Annotated in this window: 11 protein-coding genes; 8 read left to right on the plus strand and 3 right to left on the minus strand. The window is 70.3% G+C overall.

What is annotated here, in order from left to right; translation table 11 throughout:
• The first annotated feature begins 364 nt into the window (after positions 1–364).
• From ACIBJE_RS09470 to ACIBJE_RS09500, 7 genes are all read left to right on the plus strand, one after another.
• On the plus strand, positions 365–2,791 hold the full coding sequence (locus ACIBJE_RS09470; RefSeq protein ID WP_396745492.1) for a carbohydrate-binding module family 20 domain-containing protein: 2,427 nt from the start codon (positions 365–367) through the stop codon (positions 2,789–2,791).
• Positions 2,792–2,956: 165 nt separating this feature from the next.
• Positions 2,957–4,765, plus strand: coding sequence for a LamG-like jellyroll fold domain-containing protein (locus ACIBJE_RS09475; protein ID WP_396745495.1), 1,809 nt, complete (start codon positions 2,957–2,959; stop codon positions 4,763–4,765).
• Between the two features lie 255 nt (positions 4,766–5,020).
• The gene (locus tag ACIBJE_RS09480) at positions 5,021–6,556 is read left to right on the plus strand and encodes a bifunctional 3-(3-hydroxy-phenyl)propionate/3-hydroxycinnamic acid hydroxylase (protein WP_396745498.1); all 1,536 of its coding nucleotides are present in this window, start codon (positions 5,021–5,023) and stop codon (positions 6,554–6,556) included.
• 307 nt (positions 6,557–6,863) lie between these two features.
• Complete coding sequence (locus tag ACIBJE_RS09485) at positions 6,864–8,126, plus strand: family 16 glycosylhydrolase (protein WP_396745501.1); 1,263 nt, start codon at positions 6,864–6,866, stop codon at positions 8,124–8,126.
• A gap of 780 nt (positions 8,127–8,906) precedes the next feature.
• Positions 8,907–11,051, plus strand: a complete 2,145-nt coding sequence (gene helR, locus ACIBJE_RS09490; RefSeq protein ID WP_396745627.1) for an RNA polymerase recycling motor ATPase HelR — start codon at positions 8,907–8,909, stop codon at positions 11,049–11,051.
• A gap of 58 nt (positions 11,052–11,109) precedes the next feature.
• Positions 11,110–11,559 carry a helix-turn-helix domain-containing protein gene (locus tag ACIBJE_RS09495; RefSeq protein ID WP_396745504.1) on the plus strand — a complete coding sequence of 150 codons (450 nt, stop codon included), beginning with the start codon at positions 11,110–11,112 and terminating at the stop codon, positions 11,557–11,559.
• On the plus strand, positions 11,552–11,920 hold the full coding sequence (locus tag ACIBJE_RS09500) for a DUF4180 domain-containing protein (RefSeq protein WP_396745507.1): 369 nt from the start codon (positions 11,552–11,554) through the stop codon (positions 11,918–11,920). Before ACIBJE_RS09495 ends, ACIBJE_RS09500 begins: the two co-directional genes overlap by 8 nt.
• Before the next feature lie 62 nt (positions 11,921–11,982).
• Here the strand turns inward: ACIBJE_RS09500 and ACIBJE_RS09505 are convergent, their stop codons facing one another.
• The 3 genes from ACIBJE_RS09505 to ACIBJE_RS09515 all read right to left on the minus strand — a co-directional run bounded on the left by ACIBJE_RS09505 (position 11,983) and on the right by ACIBJE_RS09515 (position 15,688).
• Positions 11,983–13,437: a cellulase family glycosylhydrolase gene (locus ACIBJE_RS09505; RefSeq protein ID WP_396745510.1), complete on the minus strand. Its 1,455-nt coding sequence runs from the start codon at positions 13,435–13,437 to the stop codon at positions 11,983–11,985.
• Positions 13,438–13,678: 241 nt separating this feature from the next.
• Complete coding sequence (locus ACIBJE_RS09510; protein WP_396745513.1) at positions 13,679–14,695, minus strand: LacI family DNA-binding transcriptional regulator; 1,017 nt, start codon at positions 14,693–14,695, stop codon at positions 13,679–13,681.
• 225 nt (positions 14,696–14,920) lie between these two features.
• The gene (locus ACIBJE_RS09515; protein ID WP_396745516.1) at positions 14,921–15,688 is read right to left on the minus strand and encodes a hypothetical protein; all 768 of its coding nucleotides are present in this window, start codon (positions 15,686–15,688) and stop codon (positions 14,921–14,923) included.
• A 506-nt stretch (positions 15,689–16,194) separates the two neighbouring features.
• Here ACIBJE_RS09515 and chvE point away from each other — a divergent pair.
• The gene (gene chvE / locus ACIBJE_RS09520) at positions 16,195–17,337 is read left to right on the plus strand and encodes a multiple monosaccharide ABC transporter substrate-binding protein (protein WP_396745519.1); all 1,143 of its coding nucleotides are present in this window, start codon (positions 16,195–16,197) and stop codon (positions 17,335–17,337) included.
• Positions 17,338–17,389: the final 52 nt, after the last annotated feature.

Below are 17,389 nucleotides of genomic sequence, written 5' to 3' on the forward strand. Positions count from 1 at the left end.
CGCCGGTGCCGCCCGTCCCGTCGCCGCGTCCGGCGGGCAGCGCATCCAGGCCCCGTACGGCTCGCAAAGCGGTGCAAGACGATGGAACATCTTGCGCGGACGCTACGCCGCTGGCTCGTCACACGTCAATCACTCTCCCAGGCGTCGGGACGGTGGTCTGCCGGCGTAAAGCGGCTCGCTCGCGTAAGTCCCGTACGAACTGCGGACCGGCTGCCTCCAATGTGGCGGGCATGTTGCGGGCAGGTTGCGAAAACTTGCCCGCAAGGTCTTGCAAAGCTTTCATCGATCCTTCATCGTTCTGCTACACGGACGGCCGTCCACTCTCGCCAGCACCTCTTCGACCCCGGAAGAAGGTCCTCGTGCCATGGAACGTCTGAGATCACCCCTGCGCGGCCCCGCCGGCCGTGTCCTGCTCACCGCCGCGCTCGTCGTCTCCGCCGCCACTCCGGTGGTCCTGGCGACCGTGCCCGCGACCCCCGCGCGGGCGGCTGTCACCCTGAACGACAGTGAGGTCACCGCGAACCTCTGGGAGTGGAACTGGCCGTCGGTCGCCGCGGCCTGCACCAACCACCTCGGCCCGGCCGGGTACGGCGCCGTCCAGGTCGCCCCGCCGCAGGAGTCGGTCAGCCTGCCGAACAGCAGCGACGGCGTGCACCCGTGGTACGAGGTCTACCAGCCGGTCTCGTACAAGCTGGAGAGCCGGTTCGGCAACCGGCAGCAGTTCGCCGCCATGGTCACCGCCTGCCACGCCGCCGGGGTGCGGGTGTACGTGGATGCGGTGGTCAACCACATGGCCGGCACGAACAACCCGGCGGGCAGCGTCGGGTACGCCGGCACCCAGTTCTCCGGCTACAGCTACCCCGCCGTGCCCTACGGCAACGGCGACTTCCACCGCCCGGGCGACAACTGCCCGACCAACGGGGGAATCAACGACTGGAACAACGAGGCCCAGGTCACCAGCTGCGAGCTGCTCTCCCTCTCCGACCTCTACACCGAGAAGGAGAGCGTCCGCAACAAGATCGCCGCCTACCTCAACGACCTGATCGGCCTCGGCGTCGACGGTTTCCGGGTGGACGCGGTCAAGCATGTCAAGAAGGACGACTTCGCGGCCATCCTGGGCAAGCTCGACAACACGGTCGCGGAGAACCGGCGTCCGTACGTGGCCCAGGAGATCTTCGACGGCGCCAGCAACGACGCGCTCAAGGCGCGGGCGTTCATCGGCAACGGGGACGTCCTGGACTTCGCGTACGCCAAGGGGATCCGGGCCGCCTTCCAGGGCTCGGTGTCCGCGCTGGCGAACATCCCCAACTGGAACCTGGACGCGCCGAGCGCGAACGTCTTCGCCATGGTCACCAACCACGACCTGGAGCGTGACGGGGTCGTCCTGTCCTACAAGAACGGCACCGACTACGTCCTGGCCAACTACTTCGCGCTGGCCTACCCGCACGGCAAGCCGTCGGTCTACGACAGCTTCTCCTGGAACAACCGCAACCAGTCCCCGCCGCACAACGGCAACGGGTACGTCACCGACACCGTCTGTGGCAGCGCCTGGAACTGCCTGAGCCAGACCACCGGGATCAAGGGCATGGTCGGCTGGGCCAACGCGGCGCGGTCGGTCAAGACCGTCTCCGACTTCACCACCGTCAACAACAACGTCATCGGCTTCCACCGGGGTGACCGCGCCTGGATCGGTATCAACGACTCCGGCACCGCCACCAGCGCGCAGTTCGTCACCGGCCTCGCCGACGGCGAGTACTGCGACGTCATTTCCGGCGGGGTCGGTGGTTCCGGCTGCACCGGCACCCGGGTCACCGTCTCCGGTGGACGGGCCACCGTGAACATCCCGGCCAACAACGCGGTCGCCATCCACGTGAACGCCCGGCCCACCCCGGGGGTCACCGTCAACACCACGTTCACCGCCACCGCCTCCCTCGAGGCCGGACAGACGCTGCACCTGGTCGGCAACACCGCCGCGCTCGGCGGTGGCAACACGGCCAACTCCGTCGCCCTGACCGGCGACGGCAGCACCTGGACCACCACCGTCGCGCTGCCGGCCGGCACCGCGATCTCCTACCGGTACCTGGTCCGGAACGGGTCCACGGTGGTGGGGCAGGAGGCGGCCGACCGTAGCTTCACCACCCCGGCCAGCGGCACCGCGACCCGGACCGACACGTACGTCCCCGGACCGGTCGTCGACACCGTCGAGGCCACCTTCACCGTCACCGCGTCCACCACCGCCGGCCAGGGTGTCTATCTGGTGGGCAGCGTCCCCGCACTCGGCTCCTGGGCCCCGGCCTCGGCGGTCGAGCTGACCGCCGAGGGCGGCGTCTTCCGGGGCGTGGTGCAGCTGCCGAAGTCCAGCACGGTGGAGTTCAAGTTCGTCAAGAAGACCAGCTCCGGCACGGCGACCTGGGAATCCGGCGCCAACCGGAGCCTGGTCACCCCGGCGGCCGGCAGCGTCACGGTGACCGAGACGTTCCGGGGGGACACCGGCACCTCGACGGTCGCCACCTCCTTCCAGGCCACCGCCACCACCGCCTGGGGCCAGAACGTCTACGTCGTGGGCAACGTCGCGGCGCTGGGCGCGTGGAACCCGGCCAACGCGGTCCGGCTCTCCTCGGCCGCCTACCCGGTGTGGGGGGCCACGGTGAACCTCCCGCCGAACACCGCGGTGGAGTACAAGTACCTCAAGAAGAACGCCGACGGTACGGTGACCTGGGAGGGCGGCGGCAACCGCAGCTTCAGCACCTCGTCCGGTGGCACCGTCACCCGCACCGACACCTGGCGCTGACGCGCCACCGCACCGCACGACGGCCGGCCCCCGAGACGGGGCCGGCCTGCCGGGTGTCGGTGGGAGCGCGTCCCGCAAGAGGTTGACAGGATTGAATGCGGGTTCGTACCGTCTGCGGGGAAAGCGCTTTCATCCTCCGTCACCGTCCCCCGGAGGTACGTCCACATGCGTCCGTCCCGCCAGCGTCGGCTGGCCCTCCTCCTGTCGGCGGTGCTCGCCCCCGCCGCCGCGTTCGTGGTCGGGCTCGCCGCGACCGCCTCCGCCGCCACCGTGTTCAGCGACGACTTCTCCGACGGCGACACCGGCGGCTGGTCCAAGTCCGGCGGCAGCTGGGCCGTCGTCACCGACGGGTCCCCGGCCGCCCGGCAGTCCAATGCCGGCAGCGAGAACGCCCGACTCTTCGCCGGCAGCACCGGCTGGACCGGGTACACCGTGCAGGCCCGGGTGAAGCCGCTCAGCCTCGGCACGAACGGCCACGTCGGCCTGCTGGCCCGCGCGAGCGGATCGACCGTGTACTACCGGCTCGCCCTGCTGCCCGGCAACCGGGTGCAGTTGCAGGCGGTCAGCGGCAACTCGGTGACCGTGCTCGCCGACGCCTCCCGTACGGTCGCCCCGGGGACCTGGTACACCCTCTCCGTCGAGGTCGCCGGCACCACCGTCCGGGGCAGCGTGGACGGGACGGTGATCGGCCAGGGCACCAGCGCGCTGTCCAGCGCCGGCCGGATCGGCCTGCAGACCGCGTACGCGTCGGCGACCTTCGACGACGTGGTGGTCAGCACCGGCGGCGGCACCCCGCCGACCACCCCGCCGCCGACCACCCCGCCCACCAGCGCTCCACCGACCACGCCGCCGCCGACCACGGCACCGCCGCCGTCGGGCACCCTGTTCGTCGCGACGAACGGCGACGACGCCGACCCGGGCACCCTGGCCCAGCCGCTGCGCACCATCCAGCGCGCCCACGACCTCGTGCAGCCCGGCGGCACCATCGCGGTCCGGGGCGGCACCTATGCCCCGAGCGTCACCATCAAGATCCTCAAGGACGGCACCGCTGCGCAGCCGATCACCCTCACCAACCACAACGGCGAGCGCGTGATCATCGACGGCGAGAACATGCCGTACACCCCGGGTGCCGTGGGTTCCTCCATCCCCCGCCCCGACCGGGGGGCGCTGCACGTCGAGGGCGACTGGTGGCGGTTCGTCGGCCTGGAGATCATCAACGGTCCGTACGGCATCTTCGGCGTCGACACCAACAACGGCCGGTACGAGCGGCTGGTCACCCGGGACAACTACGAGTCGGGCCTGCACATCCAGGGCTCGTCGTCCGGCAACCAGATCATCGACCTGGACAGCTACGGCAACCGCGACCCGCGCAAGAACGGCGAGAGCGCGGACGGGCTGGCGATCAAGGAGGGCTCCGGCACCGGCAACGTGGTCCGGGGCGCCCGGCTCTGGCGCAACGCCGACGACGGCTTCGACGCGTGGCTGTTCCTCTCGCCCATCCTGATCGAGAACAGCGTCGCCTACGACAACGGCTACAACTACTGGAACCTGCCCGACTACACCGGTGACGGCAACGGCTTCAAGAACGGCGGCGGCAACGACCCCCGTCCGGCCGTCGACCACGTCACCCGCAACAGCATGGCCTGGGGCAACTCGGCCGGTGGGTTCATCGACAACGGCAACCCGGGCTCGCTGGTGTTCGAGCGGAACACCGCGTGGGACAACGGCAAGGCCGGCTTCGACGTCTCCCGCTCGACCTCCACGGTCAACCGGAACCTCTCGGTCGACAACACCACGAACGTGTCGCTGGGCAACTCCACCGGGTCGAACAACTCGTGGAACATCGGTGGCACCTGGAGCTTCGTGAGCACCGATCCCGCCACCATCACCGGCCCCCGGTCGGCGGACGGGTCCATCCCGAGGTCGACCTTCCTGCATCCGGCCAACGGCGCGGACGTGGGCGCCCGGCTCTGACCGCACCCCGCACGGCGCTGCCGGCTCCTCCGCCGCCGGCAGCGCCCCCGACCTCGGGTACGGGCGGTCGGCTCGACGCCGGACCGGCCGTACGGGTGCCGCCGGGCCGCGCGGGGTGCCCCCCGACAACGGGCCGGGCCCTCTACGGTGGTCAGCCGGAGCCTGATTCTTCAGCCGAGGAGAGCCGATGGCCGACCCCCGCCACCGACGCGTCCCCACCCGTCCCGGGGCCTCCACGACGGACGGTGCGGGACGGTGAGCGCGACGGTGCCCGTCGTCATCGTCGGGGCCGGCCCCACCGGTGTGACCGCCGCGCTGCTGCTCGCCGGGCACGGCGTCCGGTCCATGCTCCTCGACCGGTGGGCGGACGTCTATCCCCGGCCCCGTGCCGTGCACCTCGACGACGAGGTCTACCGGATCCTGCACCGGGTCGGGGCGCACGAGCAGTTCGCCGCCATCTCCCGGCCGGCCGAGGGGCTGCGGTTGCTCGCTCCCGACCACCGGGTCCTCGCCGAGTTCCACCGGGGTACGGCGGCCGGCGTCCACGGCCATCCCCAGGCGAACATGTTCGACCAGCCGGAGCTGGAACGACTGCTGCGCCGCCGGCTGGCCGAGGAGCCGCTGGTCACCCTCCGTGGTGACGTCGAGGTCACCGGCGTCGACCGCGACGGCGACCGACCGGTGCGCGTGCGTCTCGTCGACCGTGCGTCGGGGGCGGGGGAGACGCTCTCCGCGCGGTACGTGCTCGGCTGCGACGGTGCCAACAGCACCGTCCGGCCGCTGATCGGCTCCACCATGCGCGACCTCGGCTTCGCCCAGCGGTGGCTGGTGGTCGACGTCGACACCGACGCCGAGTTCGACGCGTGGGAGGGCGTGCACCAGGTCTGCGACCCACAGCGCGCCGCGACGTACATGCGGGTGGGCCGGCGGCGGTACCGGTGGGAGTTCCGCCTGCTGCCCGGTGAGACGGCGGCCGGCCTCTCCGCGCCGGAGACCCTGCACCGGCTCGTCCGGCCCTGGACCGGGGAGGTGCCGTTCACCGCGCTGACCGTGACCCGCTGCGCCGAGTACACCTTCCGCGCCCAGGTCGCCGACCGCTGGCGGGCCGGGCCCGTCCTCATCCTCGGCGACGCGGCTCACCTCACTCCGCCCTTCATCGGCCAGGGCATGGGCGCCGGCCTGCGTGACGCGGCCAACCTGACCTGGAAGCTCGCCGCCGTCCTCGCCGGCAGCCTGCCGGAGAGCGTGCTGGACAGCTACGAGGCGGAGCGGCGGCCGCACGTCACCTCGCTGATCCGGCTGGCCACGGTGATCGGCCGTGCGATGACCGAGGGAGGTGAGGTCGGCAACCTGCTCCGCCGGGTGGTCGCTCCGCGCCTGGCCTACCTGCCCGGCTTCCGGGCGAAGGTCCTCGACAGCGCGACGCCGCCACTGCCACGGTCGGCCCTGCGCCAGCGTCGCGCGTCGCCGCGCAGCCTGCACGGCCGGCTCTGCCCGAACGCGCTCCTCGGTGACGGCCGCCGGTTCGACGACGTGGTCGGTCCCTGCTTCGCGGTGGTGACCGTCCGGGCGCTACCGGCGGAGGCGGCCGGGGCGGCGCGGCGTCACGGCGTGGTGCCGGTGCCGGTGGATCCGGCCTCGGTCCTCGGGCGCTGGCTGCGGCGGGCCGGGGTCGGCGCGGCTCTCGTCCGACCCGACCGGACGGTGATGACCTCGGGGAACGACGTGTCCGCCCTGGTGGAGCGGGCTCCCTCCGTTCGTTGCGCCGACCTGCCGCCGGTCACCTCCTGACGCCTGTCCCTGTCGTCCCTCCCGGTCGGCGGGAGGGGACGGCAGGACCGTGTGCCGTGGCCGCGATCCCTGGCGCGACCTGCGCTTCGTCGGCCGTTCGGCCTAATTGGCAACAGTGTTGACAAAAACGTAAACCATCGACATGCTTCGCTAGAGAGCGCTCTCTCGTCCGCCGGGTGGGAGCGGCACCACCGGTGTCCGCTGCCAGCCGTGGGCGCACCCGGCGTCGCCCGACCCGACACCGCGCCGGGCGGCGGCCGATGGCACGCCGCCGCCTGGACCGTTCCCCCACGCGAAGGAGATCCCCGTGCCCCGATTCCGACTTCCCCCGCGGGTCCGCCCACTCGCGCTCGTCCTCGCTGCGGTGGTGGGGTTCACCGCAGCCCCCGTCCTGCCCGCCGATGACGAACCCGCGCAGGCCGCGATCGGCGGCATCACCTGGCAGGACGAGTTCAACGCCTCGGCCGGGACGCCCGTCGACCAGAGCAAATGGCGATTCGACATCGGTGGCCACGGGTGGGGCAACAACGAATTGCAGTACTACACCAACAGCACCAGCAACGCGGTGCACGACGGCCAGGGCAACCTGGTCATCACCGCCCGCCGGGAGAACCCGAACAACTACCAGTGCCACTACGGGCGGTGCGAGTACACCTCGGCCCGGCTGTTGACCGCCGCGACGTTCACCCAGGCGTACGGTCGCTTCGAGGCTCGCATCAAGATCCCCCGGGGTCAGGGCATCTGGCCGGCGTTCTGGATGCTCGGCAACGACTTCGGCAGCGTGGGCTGGCCGAACTCGGGCGAGATCGACATCATGGAGAACATCGGCCGGGAGCCGAACACCGTGTACGGCACCATCCACGGGCCGGGCTACTCCGGCGGTGGCGGCATCACCGGTAGCCGGACCATCGGTGCCCCGCTGGCCGACGGCTTCCACACCTACCGGGTGGACTGGGAACCCAACTCGATCATCTGGTATCTCGACGGGGTGGAGTTCCACCGGGTCGACCCGAGCCGGCTCGGCGGCAACCGCTGGGTCTTCGACCACCCGTTCTTCATGATCCTCAACGTGGCGGTCGGCGGCAACTGGCCCGGCTACCCGGACGGCACCACCCGGTTCCCGCAGCAGATGCTGGTCGACTACGTCCGGGTCAACGGCTACACCTCCGGGGGTAACCCGCCCCCGGGCACCACCCGGCTCCGGGGCGCGGGGAGCGGACGCTGCATCGACATCCCCAGCGCCAACCCGGTCGACGGCGCCAAGCTCCAGATCTGGGACTGCAACACCACCGCCGCGCAGCAGTGGACGTTCGCCACCGACGGCACCGTCCGGGCGATGGGCAAGTGCATGGACCCGGCCTGGGCCGGCACCGCCAACGGCACCGAGGTCAACCTGGTCACCTGTAACGGCAACCCGGCCCAACGGTTCACCCTCAGCGCCACCGGTGACCTGGTCAACCTCAGCGCCAACCGGTGCGTGGACGTCCGGGACAACGTGACCGCCAACGGCGGCAAGCTCCAGCTCTGGGACTGCGCGGGCACGCCCAACCAGAAGTGGACCCGGTACTGACGATCCCTGGCTCCGGCCGGCCGACGTACGGTTCCGGCCGGCCGGACCAGCGCCTCCGCGCGCTAGGGGACCGTGCCGTGACGCTCGGAGACGTCATCTCGCCACCCCTGAACGCGCCAGGCACACTCGGTGAGCAGCAGTTCCCCACCCCGAAGCTCGTCGCAGCGCCGTGGTTCCTGCTCGGCAGTGGTGTCGCGCATTCGGGTGCAGAGCAAAGGGCGCGCGGGGGTGTCGGCCAGCCAGCACCCGGTCACCCACCGTGAGAATCCACCAACACTCCGACCCCGGACACGCGGCGTGACCAGGAGTGACTGGCGGTCACCCGCCGAATCGCCAGGGACCGGCGTCCTCACACCTGGCTGCGCCCCGCCCCGAGCCTCCGCCGGACCAGCCGATCCGAGATCCACCGGACAGCAGCCCCGAGCCCGACTCGCGGATCATGAGCTTCGCTGTGGGCCGTGCCCGCCGGCGCAGCCGATCCGACGTGCCCTCGTGTGGGCTCGTCGGCACGCGACGGGCGCGCGGAGAGCCTGCGTTCCGCACAGCGTCCGTCCACCTGGACGACAAGGGGAAAACGAGGAGTCACTCCCTTGCCACTCTCAACGTATAACGCACCGGGGGGCTTGCGGCAAGACCCGGGTCGTGCCGCAGAATCGCCGGCCGGAGCCCGAACCTGCGAAGAACGGGAGTCGGTAAGTACGCGTTGTCGTCGACGTAAGGGTCGCGCGGGGACGTCGAGCCAGGGCCCGGAACACGATCGGAGCTGATGCCGTGACCCCGCTGACCACCAGCGCGTTTGACCTTCCCGACCATCTCACCGCCAAGGCCGACCCGACACTGGTCGCCGACGACGAGCAGTTCTTCGCGGTCGTCGCGGAGAGCCTCGAGCAGTTGATCGCCGATCTGTCCGGACGCCTCGAAGCCGAACGCAGGGCGCCGGGCGGCATAGGCCAGGGGGCGTTGGACCGGGACATGGAAATCCACCGGCTGACCACTCGTCTGCGCGCCCTGCGTCGCTTCGGTCTTGACCTGTGCCTCGGGCGCATGGTCAGCGCGGACAACTCCGAGCGCGGGTACGTCGGACGGCTCGGTCTCACCGACGGCGCGGGTCGCCGGCTGCTGCTCGACTGGCGCTCTCCGGCGGCGGCGCCGTTCTTCGGAGCGACCCACGCCAACCCGATGGGTCTGGCAAGCCGCCGCAGGTACCGATGGACCCGTGGCCGGATCAGCGACTACTGGGACGAGGTGTTCACCCCGGACGGGTTCGACGGGCACGCGGCGCTCGACGACCAGTCCGCCTTCATTGCCAGCCTGGGCGGTCACCGGGCGGCCCGGATGCGGGACGTGCTCGGCACCATCCAGGCCGACCAGGACGCCATCATCCGCGCGGGATCCCGTGGCGCTCTCGTCGTCGACGGCGGTCCGGGTACGGGGAAGACGGTCGTCGCCCTGCACCGCACGGCCTACCTTCTCTACTCCGATCCCCGCCTCGGTCACCGCCGGGGCGGCGTGCTGTTCGTCGGTCCGCATCAGCCCTATCTGGCCTACGTCGCCGACGTTCTCCCCAGCCTCGGCGAGGAGGATGTGCAGACCTGTACCCTGCGGGACCTCGTCGCCGAGGGAGCCACGGCGGCGATCGAGACCGACCCGGACGTGGCTCTCCTGAAGTCGTCCGCGAACCTGGTGAGGGCGATCGAGGCGGCCGTCAGGTTCTACGAGGAGCCGCCCGCCAAGGGGATGACGGTCACGACCGACTGGTCCGACGTCTGGCTGAGCGCCGACGACTGGGCCGAGGCGTTCGACTCACCGGACCCCGGCAGCCCGCACAACGAGGCGCGCGAGCAGATCTGGGCGGAACTGCTCACGATCCTGATCGACAAGCACGACGGCGACGAACCGGCTGACCAGCTCCGCAGGTCACTGCTGCGGAACACGGAGCTGCGTACGGCGTTCAACCGCGCATGGCCGCTGCTCGACGCGGCTGAGGTCGTCGGAGACCTGTGGACGGTACCCGCCTACCTGCGAAGGTGCGCTCCCTGGCTCAGCCCCGACGACGTCCGGAAGCTGCAGCGCGGGGACGCTCAGGCCTGGACGGTGTCCGACCTGCCGCTCCTCGACGCAGCACGGCGGCGGCTCGGGGACCCGGAGGCATCCCGACGTCAGCGACGGCACGACGCCGCTGTCGCCGCCGAACGCGAGCGCATGACCAGGGTCGTGGACGACCTGATCGAGGCCGTCGACGACGAATACGGTGTGGGCCTGGTGACGATGCTTCGTGGCGAGGATTTCCAGGACGCCCTGGTGGACGAGACCGCGTTGCCCGGCACCGACCCGGACCTGCTCGCCGGGCCGTTCGCGCACATCGTCGTGGACGAGGCTCAGGAACTGACCGACGCGGAGTGGCAGATGGTGCTGCTGCGGTGCCCGTCCGGCAGCCTCACCATCGTCGGGGACCGCGCCCAGGCCCGGCACGGGTTCACGGAGTCGTGGCAGGAACGACTCGACCGGATCGGCCTCGACCAGATCAACGTGGCCTCCCTCGACATCAACTACCGGACGCCGAAAGAGATCATGGCGGAGGCCGAGCCGGTCATCCGGGCCGTGCTCCCGGACGCCAACGTGCCGACCTCCATCCGCAGCGGCGACGTCCCCGTCGTGCACGGATCTGTTGCGGATCTGGGCTCGATCCTCGACGCCTGGCTGGCCGCGCACGCCGACGGGACCGCCTGCGTCATCGGCGATCCCACCTTCCGGGCGACGTCCCGCGTCCGGTCGCTCACCCCGGAGCTGTCGAAGGGGCTCGAGTTCGACCTGGTCGTCCTCGTCGATCCGGAGGCATTCGGTGGCGGCATCGAGGGAGCGGTCGACCGCTATGTCGCGATGACCCGAGCGACCCGGCAACTCGTCATCCTCACCAGTTCCTGACGCCTGCCAAGACCGTAAACTTCCTCATCGGGTCCCCCATGGGGTAGGTTAGGGAGTGATGAGTGTAGAGATGTATTCGGTCGAGCAGGTGGCCGAGCGACTCGGCCTGCACGTACGCACGGTGCGCGGCTACATCCGCAGCGGCCGGCTGCGGGCGGTCCGAATCGGCAAGCAGTACCGGATCGCCGGGGCCGACCTCGCCGCGCTGACCGGGCGACCGGCGCAGCCGCCAGGAGCGGGGGCGGTGGAGGTGTCGAGCATCGTGCAGGTCGACGGCGTGGACCGGGCGGCCGCCGACCGGCTCGGCACCTTTCTCCTGGCCGGAGCGAACACCGTTCGGGATCCCGCTCGGCCCCTGCGCATCCAGACCGTCCACGACGAGGAACGGAACCGCATGAAGATCGTGATACTCGGGGGTGCCGCTGCCACCGCCGATGTGCTGCACCTGGTCGAGGCGTTGCTCGACGGGGACAACGGCCTGCTCGCCGGGGAGGCCGACGATGCCTGACGTGGTGCAGGACCGGGCCGGCGTGGGAGTGCTGGTCTGCGACCCGGACGGTCCGCCGGTGGCCACCACGCAGGACGCGTTGGACCTGGTCGGTGCGGCCTTCCTCGGTGCTGAGGTGGTGGCCGTCCCGGCCAGCCGGCTCGACGCGGAATTCTTCTCCCTGGGCACCCGTTTCGCCGGCGAGGTCATGCAGAAGTTCGTCAACTACCGGCTGCGGCTGGTGGTGATCGGCGACATCTCCCGGCACCTCGCCGCCAGTTCCGCGCTGCGCGCCCTGGTCCACGAGTCGAACCGGGGCGACCACGTCTGGTTCCTGCCCGACCTCGAGGCGCTCGACGCCCGGTTGCGCGCCACGGTCTGACCCTCCGCGACGGCGTCCCGACCCCGAGGGCCGGGACGCCGTCGCCTCCTCGCTGGTCGGGATCAGCTGGTGGGGAAGTTGTCCGGGGTGCGGATGCGGTTGCGCATGAAGGTGCCGGACTCGGTCAGCACCGCCGTGCCGGCGTACGTGTCGCCGTAGCAGGTGCCCGGCCGGAACGCAGCGCTGCCCTCGGCCTTGTCGGAGTAGGTCCAGTTGGCGTAACTGATCTTCAACCGGTCCAGCAGGTCCAGCCAGGCGGTGCTGCTGGCCAGGTCGACCCCGCCGTCACCGGTGTAGTCGACGGTGCCGAACTCGGTGACGAACATCGGCAGTCGGGCGGCGGCCCGCTCCAGTTCGGCCCGGTAGGCGTCCCGGTGCGAGGCGGCGTAGAAGTGGAACGCGTACATGACGTTGCTCGCGTTCACCGGGTTGTTGATGATCTCGGTGGAGTTGCCGCCCTCCGAGACGCCCAGCGAGGACCAGGCCCGGGTGCCGACGACGATCACCGCGTCCGGGTCGTTCGCCCGGATGACCGGGATGACCTGCTCGGCGTAGTTCTTGATGGTCGACCAGCTCACGCCGTTCGGTTCGTTGGTGATCTCGTAGATCACGTTGTTCTTGTTCGCGTGCCGGGCGGAGACGGCGGCGAAGAACGTCTTGGCCCGCTCCAGGTTGTACATCGGGTCGCCCGGGGTGAGGGTGTGGAAGTCGATCAGCGCGTACATGCCGCGCTCGGTGGCCTCCTCGACCAGGTTGTTGACCCGGCTGGTGAACCCGGCCGGGTCGGTCTCGTAGCCGTCCTCCTGCACGTACATGGAGATCCGGAACAGGTCCGCGAGCCAGTCCTTGGCGAGCGCGTCCAGGGACGCGTCGTTGTAGCAGTGCGGGAACCACTGGATGCCGTGCGTGCTCATCCCGCGCAGCTGGATCGGCTTGCCGTACTGGTTGCAGAGGTTGGCTCCGCAGACCCGCAGCTGGCCGTTGACAGCCACCGGCGTCTGTCCACCCGGCGGGGGAGTGGTGGGCGGGGGCGTGGTCGGCGGTGGGGTGGTCGGGGGCGGTGTGGTCGGGGGCGGTGTGGTCGGGGGCGTGGAGCCGTTGCAGACCGTGCCGTTGAGGGTGAACGACGTCGGTGCCGGGTTGCTGCCGCTCCAGGTGCCGTTGAAGCCGATGTTCGTGCTGGCCCCGCCGGCCAGCACGCTGTTGTAGCTCATGTTCCGCGCGGTCACCGCCGGGCCGGTCTGGCTGTATGTCGCCGACCAGCCCTGTCCGACCCGCTGGCCCGCGTCGGGGAAGCTGAAGCCGAGGGTCCAGCCGTTGATCGCGTCCCCGAGGTTCCTGATGGTGATGGAGGCGGTGAACCCGCCGGTCCAGTTGGTGGTCGTGTAGGTGACCTCGCAGCCGGCGGCGGCGACGGCGTCCTCGGTCGGCAGGACCGCGGTCGCGCCCATGGCCAGCGCACCGATCGCGCCGGCCACGGCCAACTGTCGCCGGAACGGACGTGGGATGTCTGTCATCGGAACCGTCTCATTCTGTTCGGGGGTGGGGATGGCGTCGAGTCGCCGGTCCGGGTCTCCGGCGCGCGACACGGTGCTGACGAGGCGTCGCGGGTTGCCCACACCCGTCCCGCCGGCCCGGACGGCGCTCACCGTCACGACCGTGGACGACGGCACCGTCCCGGTTGCGGGAGCGCTCCCACGGCAGCGTACGGGGGTCCGTAACCTCCGTGCAACATGTGCATGTGTCGAAGTCCGGGGATCAGGTCAGCTGTCGAGTGCTGTGCCGGACCACCAGCGGCGTGGCGAGTTCGAGCCGGTGGCTGCCCAGCTCCTCGCCGTCGACCAGGCTGAGCAGCATCCGGGTGGCCATCGCGGCCATCTCGGTCAGCGGCTGGCGGACGGTGGTCAGCGGCGGCACGGCCCACCGGGCGGCGTCGAGGTCGTCGAAGCCGACGATGCTCATGTCGTCCGGCACCCGCAGCCCCCGCTCGTAGAGGGCCTCGTACGCGCCCATGGCCATCTCGTCGGCGCAGGCGAAGATGGCGGTGGGTGGCCGGGTCAGGTCGAGCAGGGCGTTGGTCTCCCGGTAGCCGGAGGGCGCGGTGAAGTCGCCGGTGCGGACGTAGCCGGCGGGCACCCGGTGTCCGGCGGCGTTCATGGCCGCCCGGTAGCCGTCGACCCGGGCGCGGCTGCACGGCACGGTCGGCGGACCCCCGATCACCGCGACGCGCTCGTGGCCCAGGGCGACCAGGTGTTCGGTGGCGGTGAGTCCGCCCGCCCAGTTGGTCGCGCCGACGCTGGGGATGTCGGCCGGCGGGTGCCCGGCCGGGTCGATGATGACCACCGGGATGCCCAGCTCGTCGAGTTGGTCACGTTGGCTGAGGGAGATGTCGGAGAGGACCAGCAGCACCCCGTCGCAGCGGCGGGCGGCGAGCTGCTCGGTCCACCGGCGGTCGGGGCGGTTGCGGTGGCGTCCGTGCACCGCCGAGACGATCACCCCGAACCCGGCCCGGTAGGCCAGTTCCTCCACCCCGTCGATGATCTGCATGGCCCACGGGTTGCCCAGGTCCCGCAGGACCAGGTCGATCAGGCCGGCCCGACGCGCCGGTCGGCTGGTGCGACGGACGGTGTACCCGCGTTCGTCGATCAGGGTCTGCACCTTCTGCCGGGTGGCCGCCGCGACGTCCGGACGGCCGTTGAGGACCTTGGAGACGGTGGGGATCGACACGCCTGCGGCCTGCGCGATCTCGGCCAGCGTCGCCCGTTGCTGATCCACGGCATCTCCTCACCGGTCGGTCCGGCCGCAGCATATCCCGAAACTTTCGACGCTCACCGGTGCCCTGCTGGTCGGCGCGGCGGGTGGCGTCGGACGAGGGATGGCGCACACGAGAGGAACTCCCGGTGGTGGGGGACCTCAGGTCCCCGGGCCACCGGGAGTTCCGTCATCAGCGAAGCGCCTGGTCCCGCCGGCCCTGCGGCAGGGCCCGGTCCGGTCGTGCGGTCAGTCGAAGGTGATCGTCCAGTTCTTGCCGTCGAAGACGGCGGTGGCGTCGGTTTCGCCGTCCGGGAAAACCAGGGGGGTGGGACTGGTCAGAATGCTCTCGGAGACGACCGTGCCGGGCTTGTAACTGCCGAAGGCCAGATAGTAGGTCGGGGTGATCGCGAATCCGGCGCCGGTGTCCGACTGGGTCGGGACCACGAACGTCCCCGCACCCGACATTCCGATGCCCACACTGCCCTGGTCCGGCGAGCCCGAACCGGGGACTGATCCGTCCTGGCTGATGTCCAGTGATCCGCTGCCGGCCCCTGAGGTCGGCTTGCCGAATTCGAATCCGCCGTCGACGTACGAGAGGGGAACCGTGTTCCCGTTCTCGAGGTCGGCGGAAATGACCTGGCCTGCGTCGTAGTTGACGCCGGGCTTGAGTGTGCCCGTCTGGCCCCAGACGAAGTTGTAGTCGATGGTCCACGAGAACGTGACGCTGGTGCCCGCGTGGCACATCTTCGACAGCCACGCCAGGGAGTGGACGTCCGACGGCTGGTTCGGCTGCTGCTGGAACACGATGGCGTTCTCGTCGTCGATCGCGGACTTGTTGACGATCGTGACGCTGTACGGCGTTCCGGCGGGACCGGCGGTGTCCCGGCTTTCCAATGCCGTGCTCCCCGCAGCATGCGCTGAGGGCACCACCGCCGTGCCCAGCAGGGCCATGCCGAGGGTCAGGCCCAGGGCGGCAAGCCCTTTTCGACGACTCACCGACATTTCTTCCGTCATGCGTTTCTCCTGGAAGATCCGGGCACCGTTACGGTGCGTGGGGAACGCAATCAACATCGTCGTCGACGGCTGCGTGGATTCCTTATGTGGGCCGACCAAATCCTAGGTGCGATTCATTGATGATCGCAATGGTGAAACGCTTCTGGTGGTCAATAACGAGGAAGCATTATAAATGCGAATCTTGTTATCGGTACGGAAATGGCGGAAATGGGTAAATTGCTGCCGGATCGCGACCTGCGCCGGCGCCGTCCCTTGCCATGTGGGGGCCTGGGTGCGACGGGAGGTGGCGGGTTTGCGGCTGTCTGGCCTCGGCGGCGCGTGGCTGGATGGCGGGGATCCCGGCATGGGCGTCGCGCTGGCCCGGTGTTGACCCTTGGCGCGGTTCCGTTACGCGACCGTGACCACCGTATTTCGGCCGACGTGTTGACCGCCGACGATGTTAGCGCTAACACTGATCGGAATGCAGCCGCCTCGGCCGGCGGCCCGAGGTCCTGGGAGGGAAGCTGGTGCGCAGAAGGTTCGTGGTGGCTCTCGGCGGAGCAGTGCTGGCCCTCGGCATGGCGGCCTGTAGCGGTGAGGGCGCGGTCGGCGGCGGTGACACCGCCGGCAGACAGCCCACCGATCTGACCATCGGGGTCTCGATGCCGACCCAGACCTCCGAGCGGTGGATCGCCGACGGCAACGCCGTGAAGGAGAAGCTGACGGCCAAGGGGTACAAGGTCGATCTCCAGTACGCGGGGGACGACATCCCGACCCAGTCCCAGCAGATCGACCAGATGATCACCCAGGGCGCGGACGTACTGGTCGTCGCGGCGATCGACGGCACGGCGCTCAGCGGGCAGTTGCAGGCGGCGGCCGAGGCGAAGATCCCGGTCATCGCGTACGACCGGTTGATCCGGGACAGCCCCAACGTCGACTTCTATGTCAGCTTCGACAACTACAAGGTCGGCGTCGCCCAGGCCACCGCGCTGCTGGTGGGTCTCGGCCTCCAGGGCGAGGACGGCGGGAAGGGAACCGCGGCCGGCCCGTTCACCATCGAGCTGTTCGCCGGTTCGCTCGACGACAACAATGCGCACTTCTTCTTCGACGGGGCGATGGACACGCTCAAGCCGTTCCTGGACCGGGGCACGCTGCGGGTGGCGTCGGGTCAGACGAAGATCGAGCAGGTGGCGATCCTGCGCTGGCAGCAGGAGACCGCGCAGAAGCGCATGGAGGACCTGCTCACGTCGAGTTACCACGACGGGGCGCGGGTGGACGGGGTGCTGTCGCCGTACGACGGACTGTCCCGGGGCATCATCACCGCGTTGCAGAACGCCGGATACGGCAGCTCGGGCCGGACGATGCCGGTGGTCACCGGCCAGGACGCGGAGATCGCCTCGGTCAAGCTGATCAACGACGGGGTGCAGGACTCCACCATCTTCAAGGACACCCGGCTGCTGGCCGAGCAGGCGGTGGTCGCGGCGGAGGCGTTCCTGAAGGACAGCAAGCCACAGGCCAACGACACCACGACGTACGACAACGGGGTCAAGGTCGTGCCGGCTTACCTCCTGCCGGTGCAGACCGTCTACAAGGACGACATCACGCCGGCCCTCGTCGACTCCGGCTACTGGACGGCCGAGGAGGTCGCCTCCGGGCGCGCGAAGGGCTGACCCCGCGCTCCGGGCCCGGTGCCGCCGGCCGGGCCCGACGTGCGGCCGGTCC

Origin of the sequence: Micromonospora sp. NPDC050187 (assembly GCF_044459745.1) — a bacterium.
Taxonomy (GTDB): domain Bacteria; phylum Actinomycetota; class Actinomycetes; order Mycobacteriales; family Micromonosporaceae; genus Micromonospora.